The organism is Nocardia sp. SYP-A9097, from assembly GCF_009649815.1.
Classification (GTDB): Bacteria; Actinomycetota; Actinomycetes; order Mycobacteriales; family Mycobacteriaceae; genus Nocardia.
On the sequence record NZ_WJIC01000002.1, the window covers coordinates 16,806 to 35,323 of the forward strand.

The 18,518-nt window shown below is 65.0% G+C and carries 20 protein-coding genes; 8 read left to right on the forward strand and 12 right to left on the reverse strand.

All coding sequences use genetic code 11. The annotated features are described in order from the left end of the window. Positions 1–70 precede the first annotated feature (70 nt). Positions 71–3,748, reverse strand: coding sequence for a BTAD domain-containing putative transcriptional regulator (locus tag GFY24_RS03720; protein WP_153803594.1), 3,678 nt, complete (start codon positions 3,746–3,748; stop codon positions 71–73). A gap of 148 nt (positions 3,749–3,896) precedes the next feature. Between GFY24_RS03720 and GFY24_RS03725 the strand changes: the two genes are divergently transcribed. Further along, on the forward strand, positions 3,897–4,376 hold the full coding sequence (locus GFY24_RS03725; protein WP_153803595.1) for a hypothetical protein: 480 nt from the start codon (positions 3,897–3,899) through the stop codon (positions 4,374–4,376). A 2-nt stretch (positions 4,377–4,378) separates the two neighbouring features. Here GFY24_RS03725 and GFY24_RS03730 read toward each other — a convergent pair whose 3' ends face one another. Beyond that, on the reverse strand, positions 4,379–4,900 hold the full coding sequence (locus tag GFY24_RS03730; protein WP_153803596.1) for a hypothetical protein: 522 nt from the start codon (positions 4,898–4,900) through the stop codon (positions 4,379–4,381). 145 nt (positions 4,901–5,045) lie between these two features. Then, positions 5,046–5,720, reverse strand: a complete 675-nt coding sequence (locus GFY24_RS03735; RefSeq protein WP_309230428.1) for a GNAT family protein — start codon at positions 5,718–5,720, stop codon at positions 5,046–5,048. Positions 5,721–6,072: 352 nt separating this feature from the next. On the opposite strand from GFY24_RS03735, the gene GFY24_RS03740 reads away from it, so the two are divergent. Further along, positions 6,073–6,819, forward strand: a complete 747-nt coding sequence (locus GFY24_RS03740; protein WP_153803597.1) for an SDR family NAD(P)-dependent oxidoreductase — start codon at positions 6,073–6,075, stop codon at positions 6,817–6,819. 5 nt (positions 6,820–6,824) lie between these two features. On the opposite strand, the gene GFY24_RS03745 is transcribed toward GFY24_RS03740, so the two are convergent. Next, entirely contained in the window at positions 6,825–7,289 is a 465-nt protein-coding gene (locus GFY24_RS03745; protein WP_153803598.1) for a hypothetical protein, read from the reverse strand. Between the two features lie 169 nt (positions 7,290–7,458). Here GFY24_RS03745 and GFY24_RS03750 point away from each other — a divergent pair, with 169 nt between their 5' ends. Then, a complete protein-coding gene (locus tag GFY24_RS03750; protein ID WP_153803599.1) occupies positions 7,459–7,716 on the forward strand; it encodes a hypothetical protein in 258 nt (85 codons plus the stop codon). Beyond that, a complete protein-coding gene (locus GFY24_RS03755; RefSeq protein ID WP_153803600.1) occupies positions 7,709–8,305 on the forward strand; it encodes a hypothetical protein in 597 nt (198 codons plus the stop codon). The genes GFY24_RS03750 and GFY24_RS03755 overlap by 8 nt, the downstream gene beginning before the upstream one ends. 144 nt (positions 8,306–8,449) lie before the next feature. Here the strand turns inward: GFY24_RS03755 and GFY24_RS03760 are convergent, their stop codons facing one another. After that, on the reverse strand, positions 8,450–8,644 hold the full coding sequence (locus tag GFY24_RS03760) for a hypothetical protein (protein ID WP_375335996.1): 195 nt from the start codon (positions 8,642–8,644) through the stop codon (positions 8,450–8,452). 782 nt (positions 8,645–9,426) lie between these two features. Between GFY24_RS03760 and GFY24_RS42830 the strand changes: the two genes are divergently transcribed. Continuing rightward, the gene (locus tag GFY24_RS42830; protein WP_255458608.1) at positions 9,427–9,552 is read left to right on the forward strand and encodes a hypothetical protein; all 126 of its coding nucleotides are present in this window, start codon (positions 9,427–9,429) and stop codon (positions 9,550–9,552) included. A gap of 319 nt (positions 9,553–9,871) precedes the next feature. Here GFY24_RS42830 and GFY24_RS03765 read toward each other — a convergent pair whose 3' ends face one another. After that, positions 9,872–10,042, reverse strand: coding sequence for a hypothetical protein (locus GFY24_RS03765; RefSeq protein WP_153803601.1), 171 nt, complete (start codon positions 10,040–10,042; stop codon positions 9,872–9,874). Positions 10,043–10,052: 10 nt separating this feature from the next. After that, entirely contained in the window at positions 10,053–10,454 is a 402-nt protein-coding gene (locus tag GFY24_RS03770) for a hypothetical protein (protein WP_153803602.1), read from the reverse strand. A 922-nt stretch (positions 10,455–11,376) separates the two neighbouring features. Between GFY24_RS03770 and GFY24_RS03775 the strand changes: the two genes are divergently transcribed. Both GFY24_RS03775 and GFY24_RS03780 read left to right on the forward strand, forming a co-directional pair. Further along, on the forward strand, positions 11,377–12,585 hold the full coding sequence (locus GFY24_RS03775; RefSeq protein ID WP_228565982.1) for a helix-turn-helix transcriptional regulator: 1,209 nt from the start codon (positions 11,377–11,379) through the stop codon (positions 12,583–12,585). Between the two features lie 255 nt (positions 12,586–12,840). Continuing rightward, entirely contained in the window at positions 12,841–13,041 is a 201-nt protein-coding gene (locus GFY24_RS03780) for a hypothetical protein (RefSeq protein ID WP_153803604.1), read from the forward strand. 193 nt (positions 13,042–13,234) lie between these two features. On the opposite strand, the gene ychF is transcribed toward GFY24_RS03780, so the two are convergent. The 4 genes from ychF to GFY24_RS03800 all read right to left on the reverse strand — a co-directional run bounded on the left by ychF (position 13,235) and on the right by GFY24_RS03800 (position 17,253). After that, a complete protein-coding gene (gene ychF, locus GFY24_RS03785; RefSeq protein WP_309230429.1) occupies positions 13,235–14,314 on the reverse strand; it encodes a redox-regulated ATPase YchF in 1,080 nt (359 codons plus the stop codon). Positions 14,315–14,393: 79 nt separating this feature from the next. Beyond that, the gene (locus GFY24_RS03790; protein WP_309230430.1) at positions 14,394–15,632 is read right to left on the reverse strand and encodes an SGNH/GDSL hydrolase family protein; all 1,239 of its coding nucleotides are present in this window, start codon (positions 15,630–15,632) and stop codon (positions 14,394–14,396) included. Positions 15,633–15,729: 97 nt separating this feature from the next. After that, the gene (locus GFY24_RS03795) at positions 15,730–17,028 is read right to left on the reverse strand and encodes an SGNH/GDSL hydrolase family protein (protein WP_228565983.1); all 1,299 of its coding nucleotides are present in this window, start codon (positions 17,026–17,028) and stop codon (positions 15,730–15,732) included. 42 nt (positions 17,029–17,070) lie between these two features. After that, a complete protein-coding gene (locus tag GFY24_RS03800; RefSeq protein ID WP_153803606.1) occupies positions 17,071–17,253 on the reverse strand; it encodes a hypothetical protein in 183 nt (60 codons plus the stop codon). Between the two features lie 100 nt (positions 17,254–17,353). Here GFY24_RS03800 and GFY24_RS03805 point away from each other — a divergent pair, with 100 nt between their 5' ends. Beyond that, entirely contained in the window at positions 17,354–17,839 is a 486-nt protein-coding gene (locus tag GFY24_RS03805) for a carboxymuconolactone decarboxylase family protein (protein WP_153803607.1), read from the forward strand. A 24-nt stretch (positions 17,840–17,863) separates the two neighbouring features. Here GFY24_RS03805 and GFY24_RS03810 read toward each other — a convergent pair whose 3' ends face one another. Next, a complete protein-coding gene (locus tag GFY24_RS03810; protein WP_153803608.1) occupies positions 17,864–18,484 on the reverse strand; it encodes an HAD domain-containing protein in 621 nt (206 codons plus the stop codon). Positions 18,485–18,518: the final 34 nt, after the last annotated feature.

The following is an 18,518-nucleotide window of genomic DNA, read 5'->3' on the forward strand; positions in this document are numbered from 1 at the left end:
CGACCCGAATCCCCACAAAATCCCCACATATGCGGAACCGGCCGATCCCTGTCCGGCTGCGGGCGCGCCCTCATTCGCCGGGACCGCGGCAGGCTTGACTCAGCGATACCTCACGGACCTGGTGCACGCGCTGCGGGGCGTGATTCGGGCTGCCTCGTTCGGCCAGCAGTGCCAGCGCGACATCCAGCCGCTGCCGCAGTCGGGACGCCGAAACATGATGTGCAGCAGCACTTTCCGGGTAGCCGAGGAAGTCGGCGAGTTCGGCGAGGGTGTCGTCGACGGGGCCGAGTACGGTCGCGCCGGTCTCCAGGCCGGCAATGGTGCCCGCGTACGGCAGCAGGTGGTCGTATAGTTCGCGGGCCCACGGTCGATCGCTCAGTGCGATGGACAGGCGGGCGCGTACCGAGCTGAAGGTGGTCCAGAACTGCGGGGCCAGTGGCGCGGCATCCCGCATCACCTGCCGCGCCAACTCGTGCTGTCCCGAATGCACCAGCGCCATGGCGTAGCCGTGTATGAAGAGCTCGGGTTTCACGGCCGCGCGTTCGCGCATGTCATCGAGGTACCCCGACATGTCATCGCGCTGCCAGGCGAGCGAGATGGCGATACCGATATGCAGTGCGTTGGGTTCGCGGGACGGTTCCGCAACGCCCGCTTCGGTATTCGCCACGATCTCGTCGGCCGCGGCCGGTTCGATCGCGAGCATGAGCGCCACGCCGTCGGTATTGCCGCGCAATAGTTCGAGCACCATATCGAAGGGTGCGATGGCGTCGAGCAGATGCCGTAGCTGACCGTCGGTGGCGTACTCGCTCGCGCTGCGGGCATGGTCGGCGGCGGCGACCAGTTCGGCGTCGGCGAGCGCGGACCGGAACAACAGATAGTGTGCGAGCGCGCGGAATTCGGTGAGTTCGGCGTCGGTGGCGATCCGAAGCATCTGTTCCGCATGGCATTTCAGATCTTCCGCGCGGAGGAAGCCGCGACGCGCGAAGGCGGAGAAGGCTTGCGCGTTCAGCACCGTACAGAGCAGATCCGGATCAAGGATGGGCGCGGCCAGCGCACTCGCCGCTCGCGCGGCCTCCTCGGTGGCTTCGAGATCGTCCAGGGCCCGGTCGAAAACCGTGGTCACATGGATCCCGATTTGGGTGGTGACAGGCAGATTCGGATTCTCGAGCGCGATCCGCAAGGGTTCCCGGATGCCCGGATCCGGGGTGTGCCAATCGTGCACGGACCAGATCAGCGGCGTCGGCCAGCAGGTGGAGGCGCGCGCGAGAAGTTCTGCGCGGCCGAGTGATTCGGCCAATTCGATGGCCTGCGTGCGAGCCGTTCGCGCCGCGATGTGCTGCCCGTCGTAGGCCAGGGCGGTGACCAGTTCACAGCGTGCCTCGAGCAGGGCGATGCGATCCGCGCGCGCCGCGTTCGAGACGGTATGCCCGGCCAGCTCATGTAGCGCGAGCACCGACCGCCAGCGCCGTACGGCATCGGCCCGCATTCGGCGCTCGACACAGCGCCGGGCCGCCGCTCGCACGAATTCAAGTGCGCGAGCCGCTGTTTCGGCATTCGCGCCCAGCGCGGCGTGATGCGCCAGCGCGTCGATATCGGCACCGGGCGGCGCGATCGCCTCGGGCATCGCGGCCACCGTCTCGGCCTGCGAGCTGGTCGTGCTCGCACCGGCGGCGGTCCAGTGCAGCGCATCGTAATCGCCGAGTGCACCGGTCGGCGCGAGAATGCCCACGGAGTGCGCGAGCGCGTCCATAGCGGAAGCCGACAGCGAATCGGCTTGCGCGGGATGGATTTCCGCTGGCCGGGCGAGCCCCGGAGATTTCACCGATACCCCGGCGGAATGCGCGAGCGCGTCGATGGCGGTGACGGATCGCGCCTTGGCGGCGGCCGTACTACCGGGGAGCCGGTCGCAGAGCAGTTCGAATGCGTCCCAATGCATTCGGGCGCGGCGCAGCATCGGAATGTCGTAGTAGACGGTTTCGCGGACCAGCGCGTGATCGAAGGCGATGCGCCCACTGCGTTCGGTGCGCAGCAGGCGCGCGGCCTCGGCATCGGCGATGAGGTCGATCACGGTGTCGGGGCTCAGGGCGGCGGAGGCGGCGAGGGTATTGATATCGCTGTGCTCACCCCAGACCGACATGTGCCGCAGCAGTTCGGTCACCGCGGCGGGCAGCTGGCCGATACGACGGCCGAGCAGATCGCGCACACTGTCCGGGAGTGCGTCGGTACTGCCCTGCCCGGCAACGAGTTTGGCCAATTCGCGGACGAACAGTGGATTGCCGCCGGTGCGGCGGCGCAGCAGTTCGACGGTGCGGTCGTCCAGGGTGGTCAGTCCGGCGGCGGCCGCCGCGCGGCGGGTGCCGGCCAGGTCGAGACCGTCGAGTTCGATGCGGTCGGCGGTGAAGAGGGCGAGGGCGGCGGCGGTATCGCGGACGCCGGGTCCGGCCTCGGTGCCGCGCAGGGTGGCGACGATCAGGATGGGGCGGTCGCGCAGCCAGTTCACCACCTGCCGCAGTACCTGCAGGGTGGCGGCGTCCGCACCGTGCACATCCTCGAGCACGATGGCGATGGGGCCGTTGCCGGAGCGTTCCCGGCAGGAGCGCACCACCCGCCGCGCGAGGGTGAAAGCGTCCGAGGCGGTATAGGTTTCGGGTTCGGCGGCATCGAGGCCGGTGAGGACCTCGGCCCAGGCCCAGGCCGGCGGTGCGCCCTCCACCTCCGGGCAGCGCCCGAAGACGGTGGTCCAGGAGGCTCCGGCCAACCGGTTGACGAGAGTGGCGGCGAGCGTGGTCTTGCCCGCCCCTGCCTCTCCGGAGAGCCAGACCAGGCGTACGTGTCCGGCCGCGGCGGCCGCGGCGGCGGTCTCGAGTGCATCGCGTTGTTCGCGGTATCCGCTGTCCGACAAGGGATCCGCCGTCCGCGACGGTGCTGCCTCGGCCGGGCGGAGTACGAGCGGCGGGGCCGGTGTCTCGGTCTCCACCGAATGGGTGAGGATGGCCGTCTCCAGATCGCGTAGCCCGGGTCCGGGATCGACGCCGAACTCCAGGGTGAGGAATTCGCGGCTGTGCCGCACGGTGGCGAGTGCGTCCAGGGACTGGCCGAGCCGGTACTGGGCCAGGGCGAGCAGTCGCGCGCACTCCTCCCGGCCGGGATGTTCGGCGAAGATGGGCCGCAGGGCCAGGACCACCTCGGCGGGCCGGTTCATCTCCAGTGCCGCCTGTGCCCGCAGTTCGGCGGCGGTGAGCCGCAGTGCCGCGAGCCGCGCGGTTTCCTGTGTCGCCCAGGGCATTCCGGCGAAGGATTCGAAGGCATTGCCGTGCCAGCAACCCAGTGCGGCATCGAGCACCCGCACCTGTTCCAGCGGGTCGGGGCGCACCGCGGGATCACGCATGGCCGATTCATGCCCGTGCAGCAATTGTTCGAAATGCCATGAATCGACCTGTTCGGGTTCGAGATTCAGGGCGTACCCGTGTGATTCGGAGACGATTATGCGGGACTGTGCCCGGCGTGGCCGGTCGGGTTCGAAGACCCGGCGCAGATTGTGAATGTAGACCTGGAGCGCGGCAACGGCTTTCGCCGGTGGATCACCGCTCCAGAGGTCGTCGATCAGTCGATCGGTCGGAACCACCCGCCCACCCGCGGCGACCAAACGCCCGAGCACCGCGCATTGCATCGGAGCCCCCGGTGGCATTCGCTGCCCGTCGATATTGATGTGCAGCGGACCCAGCACATCGATCCGCGTTACCGCCATGGCGCGGAACCACCCCCATTACCCACTTCAGAACCAGATCAAACAAGGTCTTCAATATGGCAGAAATTCTGCGGTAATACCCAGTCTTGTGATCCGGCTTAACTCGATACGAAGTCGATCACAAGAGTTGTACCGCACACTGCCTAGGGTGTTCGACCCCTCCCGGCCTCCGCCCGCCGATCTCGCGGTACTGCACAGCCTTACGCATCCGGCGTGCCTGCACGACGGCGCCTTCGATGTAGTGGCCTCGAACAGCGCCTTCAGCAGATTGTTTCCGGGCACCGGCCCCGGTGCGAATCTGCTGACCGCCATCATGCTCGAACCCATGGCGCGCTACCGCCTCGGTGATTGGGAGGTGGAGGCGCAGACCATGATCTCGTCGTTCCGCGGCTCCGGTCCCGAACTCATCGTGCCCGAACGCAAGGAGGAGATCCTCAATCAGTGCCGGCGCGCACCGGAGTGGGATCGACTGTGGCACAACGAGGCCGAACCGGATGAGCGGATCGAGCGGACCCTGCTCATGCGGGAATCCGCCGCTCGCAAGGAGCGGCGGATGTATGTGCAGACCTTCCAGTTCCAGGCGCCGCGGCGGCCGTGGTGGCTGCTGACCGTGGTGCCGGTCGAATAGCCTCAGGCTTCGGCGGCGAGTGGTTCGAACCAGCCGTCCTCGGGTTCGGCGAAGCCGTGGTACATGAGTGGAATGCGCCGGTCCACCTCGAAATGCCGGTAGACGGCGAGCATTGCCGAGCGCACGGCCTCATCGTGGAAGTCGTCGATGCGCCGTGGGCCGAGCGTGTGCTCGGGGAGCAGTTCCAGCCTGGTGATCTCCTCGGAATCGTCGAGGTCCAGGCCCATGGGCGCGGGGTCGGCGATGAAGTGATCGCGCAGTATGGCGCGTACCCGGGACGGATCGTGGATACCGGGCCGGAAGGCCAGGAATCGGGTGCGGATGGCGGGCATGGAATGCACCTGCAACCAGTCCACCAGGGTGGCGTTCGGGTGGGGTATGCGGCCGGTCAGCGGTGCCTGCTCGAGCAGATGCAGCATGCTGCCGCCGGGGACACGTGGTTCGGGAACCAGGAACAGGGTGAGCGCGGGAGAGCCCGATACCCTGTCGGCGAGATAGACCTTGGTGGCCATGGGGTCGGGCATGCGCTTCTCCTTCGAGAAAGAGGGGCGGCCTCAACGCGACCCCGCGCCCGGTTGCTGACATGTCATCGGAGTGTTCCGCCGACCGCCGAGTCAGATGACTGCTCGACGGCCGACCGGTGCAACACCCGGAATTATAGTCGCGAAGCTAAGCGTCGATCAGCCTGTTTCGCGCGGGCCGCGCACTGAACTGGCCCTCGATGGTGGCCCGGACGGTCGGCCACTCCTCGTCCAGGATCGAGTAGAAAGCGGTGCTGCGCACCTCGCCGTCCAGGCCGCGCGAGTGTGCCCGCCGCACTCCGTCGCTGGTCGCGCCGAGCCGCTCGATTGCCAAGCGGGAGCGGCGGTTTCGCACATCTGCCCGCATGCTGATGCGACGCACCCGCCAGGTCTCGAAGGCGTGCTGCAGCAACAGCAACTTGGATTCCAGGTTGATGCCCGCCCCGCGCGCCTGCGGCGACAGCCAGGTATTGCCGATTTCGGCGGCGTCGGGCACCGCCATCAGGGGATCCCCCGGCGGCAGGCCGTGCACCATCGGCCACACCATCGGCCCCTGCCAATAGTCGAATCTGGTGAACCGGGTCGACCCCAGCACCCGGCCGCTCGCGACCGCGATGATCGCGAAAGCGAGCGAGGTCCCGGCGGCATGCCCGGCCAATGCCTGCGCCACATACTCCAGCGCCTCATCGACTCCGTGCGGGACAGGAGTGAACGCGTACTCGTCGCGATTCCCCACCGCTGCCTGCGCAATACCCGAAGCATGCTGCGGCGCAAGGGGTTCCAGCCGTACCAGACGGCCGGTCAGAGTAAGGGGTACAGGCACGTTCCCTCGATCTTTCGGAGACGGTCAGGGGCCCGCTTCAGGCAGTGCCGCACCGGCCGTGTGCTCCGGAATCGACGAATCAGCCTTGGCGCGCCAGTAGCAGCATCGAACAGTGCGATGAACGATAGCGGAACAAGGGTTCACAACAAGGCAGGCGGCGTGCAAATTCAATCCGCTGCCGAGCGTGTCGCGCCGGACACGTCAACGCACCGCCCAAATCCGTCAGATCGCCCGGTCACAACCGGACTTTCAGGGCCTGGCCGGAGGACCTCGGAGCCGGGCCAGGCTACGTTGAAACCCGTTCGATCGGGCGACGGTTTCGCAGTCGCCCGGCAATGGAATGGAGGCGGGTATGACGCGCAATGGAGCCGGGCGATTCGGCGGCAAGGTCGCATTGGTAACCGGGGCGTCCTCCGGGCTCGGCCAAGCCGTGGCGCGGTCGCTGAGCGCGGGCGGCGCGGATGTGTTCGGTACCGGACGGGATGAGGCGCGACTCAGCGCCACTCTAGCCGAAAATGCCTGGCTGGCAGCCGATCTCACCGATCCGGCGGCTTGCGCTGAGGCCGTGCGGGCCTGCTCGGAGCGATTCGACGGAATCGACATCCTGGTCAACGCGGCGGGCGCGCACACCATGCGCCACACCGCCGAAGTCACCGACAAGGAATGGGAGCACGACCTGGCCGTCAACCTCAGCGCCCCATTCTTCCTCTCCCGCGCGGCCCTCCCCCACCTGCTCGACCGGCAAGGCTGCATCGTCAACGTCGCTTCGATCGCGGGCCTGGAAGGCCAGGCATACTCGGCCGGTTACTGCGCCGCCAAACACGGCCTCATCGGCCTGACCCGTGCCATGGCACTGGAATTCGACGGCCGCGGCATCCGCGTCAACGCCGTCTGCCCCGGCGGCATGACCACCCCCCTCCTGGAAAACTTCACCTTCCCCGAGGACCCCGACTACACCCTCATCATGAAAACCGCGACGCCCCGCGGCCTGATGGACCCCACCCAGGTAGCCAACGTCATCACCTTCCTCTGCTCCGACGAAGCCTCCGCCGTCCACGGCGCCGTCTACACCGTCGACAACGGCAAAATGGCCCTCTGATGTGTTCAGGGGTTGGGGATCGCTTCGGTGGCCCATTCGGCGAAGGCCGTGAACATGAGGCCGATGACGCCTGCGAACCAGGGGACTATGCGGGCATTGTCGGCAAACCAGTCGAATGTCGCCCATCCTGATGAGGGGATTGTGGCGGACCAGATGAAGAAGGCAGCCGCCGCCAGTAAGGCGCGAACCGCGGATCCTCTTGGGCCGCCGGCGTGTTTGAGAGATAGGAAGAAGGTGATGACCAGGGCTGCGGCCGCACTGAGTATCCACCATGCGGTACTCGGCACTCCACCGTTGGCTTGGCCGGAGAATCCCACGATTCCGGCCGCGTAGATAGCCGCGATATCGCCGGGGATCCATTTGACGACCTTGTCGATGAAATTGGAGAACTGGTCTCTGATACTCGGGGCCCCCTCGTCGAGGTCGCCGGGAAGCGGGCCCTCATCGGTTGCTATTCGCCAGACGCTCATGGCATTGCCTCTATCTCGCAGCAGTAATACAGTTTCGCTATAAATGGAGGGTAGCGCAGTGAGTATCTGGTCGAGAGATGATTGGTCAACCCCTTCGGCGCTGGGCTCGGATCCACCGCTCCTGTTCAGCCGGAACTCCAGGCGGCTCATCGAAGCGGTAGTACGGTGGGTGGCGGTACATCCGGCACCCGACAGGCCATTTCTCGATGCCGATATTCCGGGCGAGGTAGACGACGCCGACCATGGATTGAGCCCGCGCGATGTGGCCGAGGCGCTCATCGATCCCGGGCATCCCGCCCGCCCCGCCATCACGGCATTATTCGAAGCCGGATTCAGCGGCTACCGCGGATCCCAGGAAGAACTCATCCGAGAAATCGCTTCCGTTTTCGAACAGGAAGCCGCCAACTGGGAGCGATTCAATGGCTGACCTGCTTTTCATCAGTCCCAATGAGCGGGGGGCGCCGCGCACTCTCGCACCGGTTTCGCAGGCGGTAAAACCGTCGGTGCCCACACGCCACTCCGTGACAGACCTGCACCACCACGCTGCCACCAGAACCGCGATCGACCACTACTTGCGATACGCGGACTGCACCCTCTACCTCGGGCATGGCCGCCCGAATTCGCTGGGTGCTTCAACATCAAACCCGTTGATAGACAATAACAATCTCACCGGAAACCAGATCCTGGTCGCACTCGCATGCCACGCCGGCGCGATGCTGGCACCCAGCGTATTCACCACCGCCGCCACCGGCGTATTCGTCGGCTTCACCACGGTAATGATTCATCCGCGCAGACAATATGGGCGCGCCAACACCGCATACGAGAACGCCCTGGCGACATTCCTGACCGGCGGCACAGCCATCGGCCTGCACACCGATCTGATCACCGAAATGAACATGGCCGCAATGGATTACCTTGCACAGCCCCGAACCTCGAACACCTTGTTCGCATTCGCCGCGCTACGCGCGAACACCGTCGCGCTGACGATCGTCGGCGACGGCAGCCGAACCATCTGAGCAGGCCTACCGCAGTGGACCGTCGAGGGCCTCGGTGAGCAGTTCTTTGACCGCTCAGGTAAAGCTCGAGAAATGTGAAGGCGGAGCAGTTCACACTGCCCGGCATTCGAGGGGAGAAGGCATGTCCACCAACACTATTCGTCGTCACCTGATTCTCGCGGCGGCCGAGGTCGTGGCTTCAGCGACCTCGGTGGCAGCCTCGATCGCGGTGAGATTACCGCCGACCACCAGCACGTTCCCGTTCTCGCCGAGTTCATCCAAGCGTGCGCGCAGGCGCAGCACAGCCGGCCGCGCGGCCACATGGAAGGCATGCTCGGCGACACCCGGCCCCGAGAACAACAATGCGATGCTTCATGATTCGCTCCTGTCTGGTTCACGTGCCCTCCGAACGAGACAGCCTGCGAGTCCCTGACAGGCTCGACCGGTGATGTGTGGGTCACCCGCAAGCCGCGCGCGCCTCAGCGGACCGCTTACACCAACTCCGAAAACGACTGAGCCCCATCGACATCCAGATGGGGTCAGGGATGCTCCCAGTTGCGGTTCGCGGGATTCCAGGTTCCGCTTGTCACACCGCCACCGAGGGGTCGAGGCAATCGATCCGGGGCATCCAGCGCGGTGTCCAGACGGTGCAGATCAGGGGCAGGGAGCTGGATCAGGCTTCCTCTGGATAACCCCGTTCCCGCTGCGGCCCCGGCGCGGCGATGACCCCGGGAAGGTTGAGGCGCGGCCGTCGGGACTGCTAGATCTGGAGTGCGAGAAGGGTTTTAGCAGATTCGAGAGGGACGTTCGTACGGGCCGGGGGCACCTAATGTCCCCAGCGCCTCAACTTGTATGCCGCGTGGCAATCGCGGGATCCGCGCCTTGGTTCCCGTGTGGGCTCGCAGTTTCCCCATTGCCGACTCTCCAGGGCTTACCGGGCTTCAACCGGCTGCTCTGCCATCTGAGCTGAGAGCCGGTGTGTTTGCCATCACGGACACGCCCAGAAGTTTGCTCAGGGGTGTCATAGATGCATTCTGTGTCGGTCGCGCCGGTATCATTAACCCCGTGAGCCAGCAGTCAACTGGACGCCGGGTTCCGCAGTGGGACACGACAATTGAATAACAACTTCATAAGGAGTACCCGTGACCATCGCGGTCTTTTTCGGTGCCGGTTCGTTCCTCGTCAACCTGATTGCCAACGGCCCGCGCGCCTACGGCAATCTGCGGAAGGGGTGGTACGCCGGTCTCCGGATGATCAAGCGCCGGTAGGACTCAGCCCGGAGGGGAGCGCCAGCACCTAGTGCCAGCCAGAACATCTCAGACCCCTCCGGGCCTCCTACGCGCCGCCAGCGCCCATCACCCGCTGGCAGAACATCTCGGCCACGTCCACAATCTCATTGGCGGAACCTGCGCGCTCGATCTCGAGTCGCGCCCGGCGTCGGGTACCCTCCGACACCAGCAACTCGCCGAGAGTCCCAGCTTGTTTCTGCCTCGCTAGGGCTCTGTTTTTCATGCCCGGACATGGGAAGACCCCCGGCCGAGGCGCGGACGGAGGTCTCCACGATCGCGCGTCACTCCTCGATCGGAGTCATTCCACGTCGCCGTATCGCCGTTGCCCTTGCGCCGCCACCACGGACAGCTCTTCCGCCGCTGCCTTCAATGCTTTCGCTGCTGGATGGTCGACGCCGAGGGCATCGGCGGTCCGCTCATACAATGGTTGAATGTCCTGCGAGGTAGGAACATTCGAGCTGGTGGGCATGTCAAACTCCTCAGAATCGGGCTGGGCAATCGCTGGTCGGGATATCGCGGGTAGCTGAGTAGTCGGAGAACACGAACGGGTTCCCACCAATCTTGCCGGTCACCGACACCGCCATGCGCCATGTTCCGGCGTAGCACGCCGCCTTCACGGTGGGGTAGCTGTACCGGTTCGGCGGTGCCGGGGGCAGGGTGGCATCGGTGTTGGAGTTCGCCGTCACCCATTTACCCCCCTCCTTGTATTCGAGTGAAAGGGTCAGGATGTGTTCATCGGGGGTCACATCGCATTGCGCCCACCCGTCGGCGTGGACTTCGGCGGCGGCGGGCAGCACGGTGGGCGGGCCTTGGTAGGGCGTGAACTCGAAGTCACAGGATTTGGCGGCGGCGTGCGCCGAGGACGCAGCGGCTACCACCATCAAAGGTACCGCCGATCACAACGGTGACAACGGCGGCAACAGTGGGAATCATGTTGTTAGGCATAGAGTTTCCTTCAAAAGCAAACCCCCCGGACATACGGTGCGGGGGCAGGTTATTGCGGATCGAAAGGGGTTCTGGCTATCTCGTGTAAGCGCCTCCCGTCGGTGTTGTCCGGCTCGGTGTCGACCACCTCGAGTGGCTCTACATCGATCACCTGGGTGATGAACCCGACTTCCTCGAGCGCGGCTACGCGCTGGGCTACCTCGAGTAGGTCGGAGATCGTGAAAGAAGCTCCGACCCAACCGTCTTCGGAGATGGGAGCCCATGAGCCGTCTTGGTACTGCAACCAACGGGCTGGAGGTTCGTCAGCGAATAGCGCTAAGGCGTCATCGACGGACATGGCATTGTCTAGCTCGTCCCACCCGCACGGGTGTATGTGTTTTCTGGGCTTACCGTGATCACGTCGGTGTTCTGCATGAGATCCGAAGGCACGTCTTCCCCTGGGAAATGCGCCAAGCTGGGGGTGAATACCGCCTCGGCTCTCGTCCGGGTAACGGTGGCCTTCAATCCCGCAAGTGGGCGGTTGTTACGTCTACCGTCAACGACCACGATCTTTGCGAGGTCATAGCCCCTACGCTTTGCGGCACTGCGGATCTGGTCTTCGTCCCAGGATTGCTGTATGCCGGATACGTCGCTTCGACAGTATCCGACCGCGGTCGGCCGGAACTTCATTACGGGTTCCCCTATCGCCGTTGGATTGGAGTCCTCCGGCCATGATCGTGGCCATGGCCGGAAGTGAATTCAGCTCACCACCCGCGACGACTGTGGTGGAGAGATACGGTGGTGACGAACCACTACCCTCCGATCTGTCACCACAGGGGATGATGAGAGATGGGCTCGAAGCCCCCAGGGTTCGCGGGTATGGACCCGAACCGGACTGGTTCTACGCTTCGTCGCTATCGGCTGGCCCGACAGATGAGCTTGCGGGAGTTGGCTGCCGGGTTGTTCTGCGACCACACCTGGGTACTTGCGATCGAGGCCGGTCGGAGGTGCCCGAGTAATCGACGATGGGTGGAAGCCGCAGACCAATTGCTCTCCGCCGGAGGCGAATTGATTTCCGCGTGGGATGCGGACCAGACCGAGCGAGCACGAGCAGAGGAAACCATGCGGCGGCTCGAGCGGGCGCGCCGGGAATCGGAGGCGTTACTCGTTGCCCCGGATGGCGTGGACCTGAACGACATTCAAGACGACATCGCGCGCGTGGCGCGAGCCTCTGGAATCGAGGAGTACGACAAGTCGATCCACCATGCCCTCGAACTGCGCGCCGAACTGATGCGGCGGCTTCGTGAGGGTGCTCATCGCCCAGATGCGATCAGAGATCTCTATATAGCTCTAGGGCGGGTGTGCGGCGTGCTGGCCTACCTGACCTTGGACCTTGGCCAAGCGGACATGGCCCGCACTCACGTACAGGCATCGTTCCGACTGGCCGACCGCGCCGACCACGACGCCCTCCGCGCGTGGGCACGCGGAACCCAGTCTCTCGCATTCAGATTCACCAAGGATTTCGAGTTGGCTCGTGACGCGGCGATAGACGGACTCCGCTACGTCGGTTCGTCGACAGGTACGGGTGAGCCACGCCTCCTGTGTGGTCTCGCGGCTTCGACGGCGAATCTCGGAGATTCACGAGGCGCACTTGATTTGCTCGAGCAAGCGGACCTCGCGCGGGAACACTGCGGTCCGGACGAGCTGGAAGGCCCGCTGTTCGGATTCAGTCCTGCGAAACAGCTCTATTACCACGGCTTTTCGCTGATGTGGTCCGACGATCCAGCAATTCTGAAACAAGCAATCAAGGCGTCACATGAGGCAATCGCGGCCTGGAAGGAAAGCACCTCACCGGGCGACGAGATGCTGACCTATATCTACCTGGCGACCGCTTGCGCCCGCCTAGGCGATCTGGACAGCAGTATCGAAGCTGTCGGGCCAATCCTCGAACGCCCTGTCACAGCTTCGTTTTCATGGGTCAAGAAGCGTTTGAACCAGCTAGACGAACTCCTACTGGAGCACTTCCCGGACTCGAAGAATGCCCAGGAAGCCCGCGCGACTTTGCAGAGTTACATCCACGCGGCTTAGCGAAAAGCTACCTGTTCTGGATAGAAGGACCGATCTCTTCGGGGGTCTCTCCGTCTAGTAGTCAGGGCACCTGCTTCGGAGCGGCCTACACGTTGAAAGTGGAACTCGACCACCTTCCGTAGCCGATACTCATGAATTCGGCAATCAATTCGCCCGCGCGTGCCAGAGATTGATGAGTGCCCTGGAGTCCAGATGCTGTCGATTATTGATTCAATCTGGCCCATGATCAAATAAATTCCAGCCTAGACTATCCGTATGACTTCTGCCGATGCGACAAGTTCCTCGCAATTGCTGGCCGAGCAGCGGGCGCTGTGGCGCAGGCAAGCGGCCTCTTTGCCCGCGCTGCGCGGAGGCAAAGGCGTCTGGGTTCCTCTCGCCCTCGAACTCGTTGAGCAAATCGGGGCTGGCAAGGCCATCGACATGGCCGCCCGCCCTGAGCACACTCGGAGACATTAGGTCGGCAGCGATGAGACTGCGAGCGTTGGCAAACGCCATCGAGATCTCACTACCGGAGGCTCGCCATAGCTGATACTCGCTCTCAACCCGGTGAACTGCTTCAGTTCACCGGGCTCTGCTCCACAAGCCTGACGCCGCCCTGGTCGGGTAACCGGGAGGCATTCGGCATCGGCTCATTTGAGCCCAGCAGGACTCAGACGTTGAAGCGGAATTCGACGACGTCGCCGTCGACCATGACGTATTCCTTGCCTTCCATGCGGACCTTGCCGGCGGCTTTGGCTGCTGCCATGGAGCCGGCTTCGACGAGGTCGTTGAAGGCTACGATTTCGGCTTTGATGAAGCCGCGTTCGAAGTCGGTGTGGATTACGCCGGCGGCCTTGGGGGCGGTGTCGCCCTGGTGGATGGTCCAGGCGCGGGATTCTTTCGGGCCTGCGGTCAGGTAGGTCTGGAGGCCGAGGGTGTGGAAACCGGCTCGGGCGAGGGCGTGCAGGCCGGGCTCGGATTGGCCGATGGACTCCAGGAGTTCCAGGGCGGATTCGTCGTCTAGTTCGATGAGTTCGAACTCGATTTTGGCGTCGAGGAAGACGGCGTCGGCGGGGGCGACGGCGGCTTTCAGCTCGGCCTTCTTGGCCTCGTCGGTGAGGACGGCTTCGTCGGCGTTGAAGACGTAGAGGAACGGCTTGATGGTGAGCAGCGAAAGTTCTTTCAGCAGCTCGACATCCAGCTCCTTCTGGGCGGCAAAGAGGGTGCGGCCGGTGTTCAGGATTTCCTGCGCCTGCTTGGCGGCATCGGCTACCGGCTTGCGGTCCTTCTTGACGCGGGCTTCCTTGTCGAGGCGGACGACCGCCTTCTCCAAGGTTTGCATGTCGGCGAGGATGAGCTCGGTTTCGATGACCTCGATATCGGCGAGGGGATCGACCTTGCCGTCGACGTGGACCACGTCGCTGTCGGCGAAGACTCGCACGACCTGGCAGATGGCGTCGGCTTCACGGATATTGGCGAGGAACTTATTGCCCAGGCCCTCGCCTTCCGAGGCGCCCTTGACGATGCCCGCGATATCGACGAACGTCACCACTGCGGGGAGTTGGCGCTCGGAGCCGAAGATTTCGGCGAGCTTGGCCAGCCTCGGATCGGGCAGCGGAACGACGCCGGTATTCGGCTCGATCGTGGCGAACGGGTAGTTCGCCGCCAGCACGTCGTTGCGGGTCAGCGCATTGAAGAGCGTCGACTTTCCGACGTTGGGCAGGCCGACGATTCCAAGGGTGAGACTCACGAGAACGAGAGTTTACCTGCGCACTTGCGACGGAACGGACCCGGGCCGCGCGGGCTGGGTCCGTTCGGTGATCGGGAGATCAGTCGAGCGCGCCGCGTACGGCATTCGCCATCACCGCGTATCCGGCGTCGCCGGGGTGCAGATGGTCACCGCTGTCGAGGCCGGGAGCCAGGCGCTTGGGATCGGCCGGATCGGCGAGTGCGGCCTCGAGATCGACCACGGCATCGAACTCGCCGGAGCCGCGAATCCAGGAGTTGACCGCGGTGCGCACGGCTTCCTTGTCGGCGTCGTAGTACTGCGAGCCCGCGAAAGGCAGGATGGTCGCGCCGATTACCCGCAGTCCGGCGGCGCGCGCCTCGGCGATGAGGGTGCGCTGGCCCGCGATCAGCTGATCGGCGGAGACGACCGGGAAGGGCGCGCCCATGGGGATACCGCCACCGCTGAGCCCGATGTCATTGATGCCCTCCAGGATTGCCACCGTGCCGACACCGGGCTGGCCCAGGACATCGCGGTGGAAGCGGGACAGGGCACTGTCACCGAGCCAGGCCGAATCCACCGTCACACGATTGCCGCCGATGCCGAGATTCAGGATCGGACGTGATTGTCCTTGTGAGGCAAGCTGTTCGGCCAGCTCATCCGGGTAGGTGTGGTGCGCGTCCACGGTGGAGGCGGCACCGTCGGTGATGGAGTCACCGAAGAGCGCCACGCCGGAGCGGTGCGGGAGCACGTCGAGGGTTTCGACAGCCGCCAGGTAGTACGAGGATTCGGAGGTCTCGGTGAACCCGTCGCCCGCGATATCGGCGCGATGATCACCCGTTCCACGGAACGAAGTACCCAGTGCCTGAGCGTGATACGTCGCGGGACCGGTGGGTTGCGCGAAGTACAGCGTCACGGTGAGGGAATCCAGCGGCGCGACCGGCAGCACGATCGGGTCGGTGACGGCCTCGGTTCCGGCGGCGATACGGAACGTCTGGTTAGCACCGATAGTCAAGGGCCGCAGGCTGTCCGGGCGAACGGACACACCCTTGTCGGTGCGCGCGAGAGTCGCACCGGTCACCTCCAGTGGCTGCGTACCGTAACTGTTCGAAAGCCGTAGTCGCAGTACCGATCCCCCGCTGCTGACCCGAATCACCTGACGCACCGACTGATTCGCAAACCCCTCCTGAGCCCAGTTGGGCGCGAAGCTCATATTGGGCAGTTGGGTTGCGGTCGCCCACACGGATTGCCATCCGGGACCCGAAACCGGCGCTGCGGCAGCCGCTCCGGCGAAGACTAGTAGCGCCGCGAGTAGTGCGGCGAGCGCGGTGACGATACGCACGGGCAGATCCCTTCGTCGGCCTTGTGCCGCCCGATCCGGGTGGCACGAGCCAAACCAACTCCATGCGTGCGCATTTGATTCCCGAGGGGTCGCGGTGTCAGTTCAGGACCGTGGCGACGGCCGCTGCCAGGGCGGCGTATCCGGCATCGTTCGGATGCAGGTGGTCGCCGCTGTCGAAGGCGAGGGCAAGGCGATCGGGGTTGGCCGGATCGGCAAGTGCGGTAGCCGAATCCACCACGGCGTCGTACTCGCCGGAGCCGAGGATCCAAGCATTGACCGCCCTGCGGACGCTCTCGCGTTCGGCATAACGCGCCCGATCACCGCCGCCGAAACCCGAACCCGAGGCGGGCAGAATCGTCGCGCCGATCACCCGCAGACCCGCCGCGCGCGCTTGCGCGATGAGGGTGCGGAAACCGGCGATCAACTGCTCGGCGGAGACCCCCTGGATCGGTGCGCCCAGCGCCATATTCGCGCCATTGAGCCAGATGTCGTTGATGCCCTCCAGGATTACGACGGTGCCGATACCGGGCTGGTCGAGCACATCGCGGCGGAACCGGGACAGCCCACTCTCCCCCAGCCACTGCGAATCGGCGGTCAAACAGTTGCCGCCGATGCCGAGATTGAGCACCGGACGCGGAAATCCCTGCGCGACAAAGTATTCGGCCAGCTTGTCCGGATAATTGCGGTGCGCGTCGTAGGTGGAGCCGACACCCTCGGTGAACGAGTCGCCGAACAGGGCGACCGACGACCTGCGCGGTAACGCGACCTCGGACTCCACGGCCGCCAGGTAGTACCAGGACGACGAGTTCACGGTGAAAGCATTACCGGAGGCATCGGAGCGATGATCATCCCAGGCCAGATATGAAGTGTTCTGCGCCTGAGCGTGATACGTCGCCGGACCGGTCGCATCGGCGAAGTAGAAGGTCACCGTCAACTGCTCCAGCGCCCGCACCGGCAGCCGGATCGGATCGGTGACGGCGTCCTCACCGGGCTCGATCCGAAACGCGAACGTGGATCCGATTGTCAACTGCCGCAGGCTATCCGAACGCACCGCCGCACCGCCCGCGCTCCTTGCGATGGTGGCACCGGTCACCCGCAGCGGCTGCGTGCCGAACCGATTCGACAATCGCAGTCGCAGTATCGATCCCGCGTCGCCGACCCGAATAACTTGGCGCACAGTCTGATTCCCGAAGCCGACGCCGGACCAGTTGGGCGCGAAACTGTCACCGGGCCGCTGCATCGCGCTGACCCATACCGGCTGCCATCCCGGCGCGGCGACCGGTGCGGCGGCGGCGAGAACGAAGACGAGGAGCAGGCCGAATGCGGCGGCGATGACACGCACGGCGTTCCGCTTCATCGGCTTTCGAGCCGTACCAGCGAAATCGACACCGTGCATGTACACCACCTTCGCACTGCGCCGCCGAATTCTCGTGGCGGATCAGGCGCGCGGGTCCCGCCCGAGGTATCCGAGCAGCTCATCGGCGACGGGAGCGGCACTCGCGGAACCGGATTCGATGATCGCGGCGTACGCACCCCGCTGCCGCAGCGGTTCCACAGCCCCCGGCCCGCCGATACTCCGCCGCCACCCCGCCGGAGCGCTGAACCCACCGTTTTGTGACACCGCACGGCTATGCCGTTTGTCACCCCGCCACCCCGTCACAGTCTTCGGGCGCGCGGCATCTTGTGGGCATCCGAATACGCACCACTAGTGAGGACGAATCATGGAACAGCGACTCAACCTGGCCGAGACCGAGATCGGCGCGAAGTTCGCCAAGCGTTTCGGCAATGCCAGCCTGGTGATCATCGGCTCGACCCTGCCCAAGGTCACCCAGGATCTGGTGATGCTGCGCGTCAGCCAGATCAACGGCTGCGGCTGGTGCACCGATCTGCACAGCAAGGATCTCGCGCACGCGGGCGAGTCCCCGACCCGCATCAACCTGGTCGCCGCCTGGCGCGAATCCACGGTGTTCACCGAAGCCGAGCGCGCGGCGTTCGCACTGGCCGAGGAGGGCACCCGCCTCGCCGACGCCCACCAAGGCGTCTCCGACGAAACCTGGGCCACCGCCCGCAAACACTTCGACGACGACCAACTCACCGCCCTGGTAGCCCTGATCGCCCAAATCAACGCCGCCAACCGCCTCGGCGTCATCATCCGCCAGCAGGGCGGCTCCTACGAACCCGGCATGTACAACACCCCCGCCAACTGACCGCATCCCCGTTGCCGCCCAAGATCATTCGATCCTGGGCCCGGTCAGGTACTCGTCGAACTCACCTCGATCCGCCATCTCACCCAACTGAGCAAGCGCCTGAATTCGCCGGTGCCGTAGGAGAAAATCCCGGGCGGCGTCGAAATCGGCGGCGGTGAGACCGATGGATGAGTCGATGGGAATGATGCAGGTGGGTGCGGTGTCCGCCGAGCGGGCAATGGCCCAGTCCGCATCGGCGGGCTGGAATTGGTCGTCGAACCAGACGAGCGGGCGCGCGGCGGCCCACGCTGTGATGCCGGGGAGTTTGGCGTGGTGGCCGCCCGAGTGCTGGAAGGCGGTGCCGTTGAAGACGATTACTTCGAGTTTCGGCAAGCCCAGTGGAGCGCTCAGCAGGCGGTTGGCCTCGTTTTCCCAGAGGGTGGCCCAAACCAGATCGGCCCGGGTTTCTGCAGCCAGTTCCAGGAGTTGACGGCCGTGCGCCGGATCGAGCCAGACGGTGCGGTGCTCGGCCGGGCGCCCCGGAAAGATCTTGGGGCGCAGTAGGTGTGCCTGATAGCCCGGGGCACGTGGGGTTTCGCTCCCCACGAACGGGTTCAGCGGACCATCCACATCCAGCAGAATCGCGGGTCTGTCCGCCTTGTCCATACGTCTCCCCCTCGGCCCGGTTATGACAGGTCAC

Bases quoted from the DNA above. Each gene is read 5' to 3' on its own strand.
- GFY24_RS03775 (WP_228565982.1), top strand. From the start codon at position 11,377: ATGGACCCGAACCGGACTGGTTCTACGCTTCGTCGCTATCGGCTGGCC.
- GFY24_RS03740 (WP_153803597.1), top strand. From the start codon at position 6,073: ATGACGCGCAATGGAGCCGGGCGATTCGGCGGCAAGGTCGCATTGGTA.
- GFY24_RS03780 (WP_153803604.1), top strand. From the start codon at position 12,841: ATGACTTCTGCCGATGCGACAAGTTCCTCGCAATTGCTGGCCGAGCAG.
- GFY24_RS03810 (WP_153803608.1), bottom strand. From the start codon at position 18,484: ATGGACAAGGCGGACAGACCCGCGATTCTGCTGGATGTGGATGGTCCG.
- GFY24_RS03765 (WP_153803601.1), bottom strand. From the start codon at position 10,042: ATGCCCACCAGCTCGAATGTTCCTACCTCGCAGGACATTCAACCATTG.
- GFY24_RS03755 (WP_153803600.1), top strand. From the start codon at position 7,709: ATGGCTGACCTGCTTTTCATCAGTCCCAATGAGCGGGGGGCGCCGCGC.
- GFY24_RS03745 (WP_153803598.1), bottom strand. From the start codon at position 7,289: ATGAGCGTCTGGCGAATAGCAACCGATGAGGGCCCGCTTCCCGGCGAC.
- GFY24_RS03730 (WP_153803596.1), bottom strand. From the start codon at position 4,900: ATGCCCGACCCCATGGCCACCAAGGTCTATCTCGCCGACAGGGTATCG.
- GFY24_RS03795 (WP_228565983.1), bottom strand. From the start codon at position 17,028: ATGCACGGTGTCGATTTCGCTGGTACGGCTCGAAAGCCGATGAAGCGG.
- GFY24_RS03805 (WP_153803607.1), top strand. From the start codon at position 17,354: ATGGAACAGCGACTCAACCTGGCCGAGACCGAGATCGGCGCGAAGTTC.
- GFY24_RS03770 (WP_153803602.1), bottom strand. From the start codon at position 10,454: ATGGTGGTAGCCGCTGCGTCCTCGGCGCACGCCGCCGCCAAATCCTGT.
- GFY24_RS03720 (WP_153803594.1), bottom strand. From the start codon at position 3,748: ATGGCGGTAACGCGGATCGATGTGCTGGGTCCGCTGCACATCAATATC.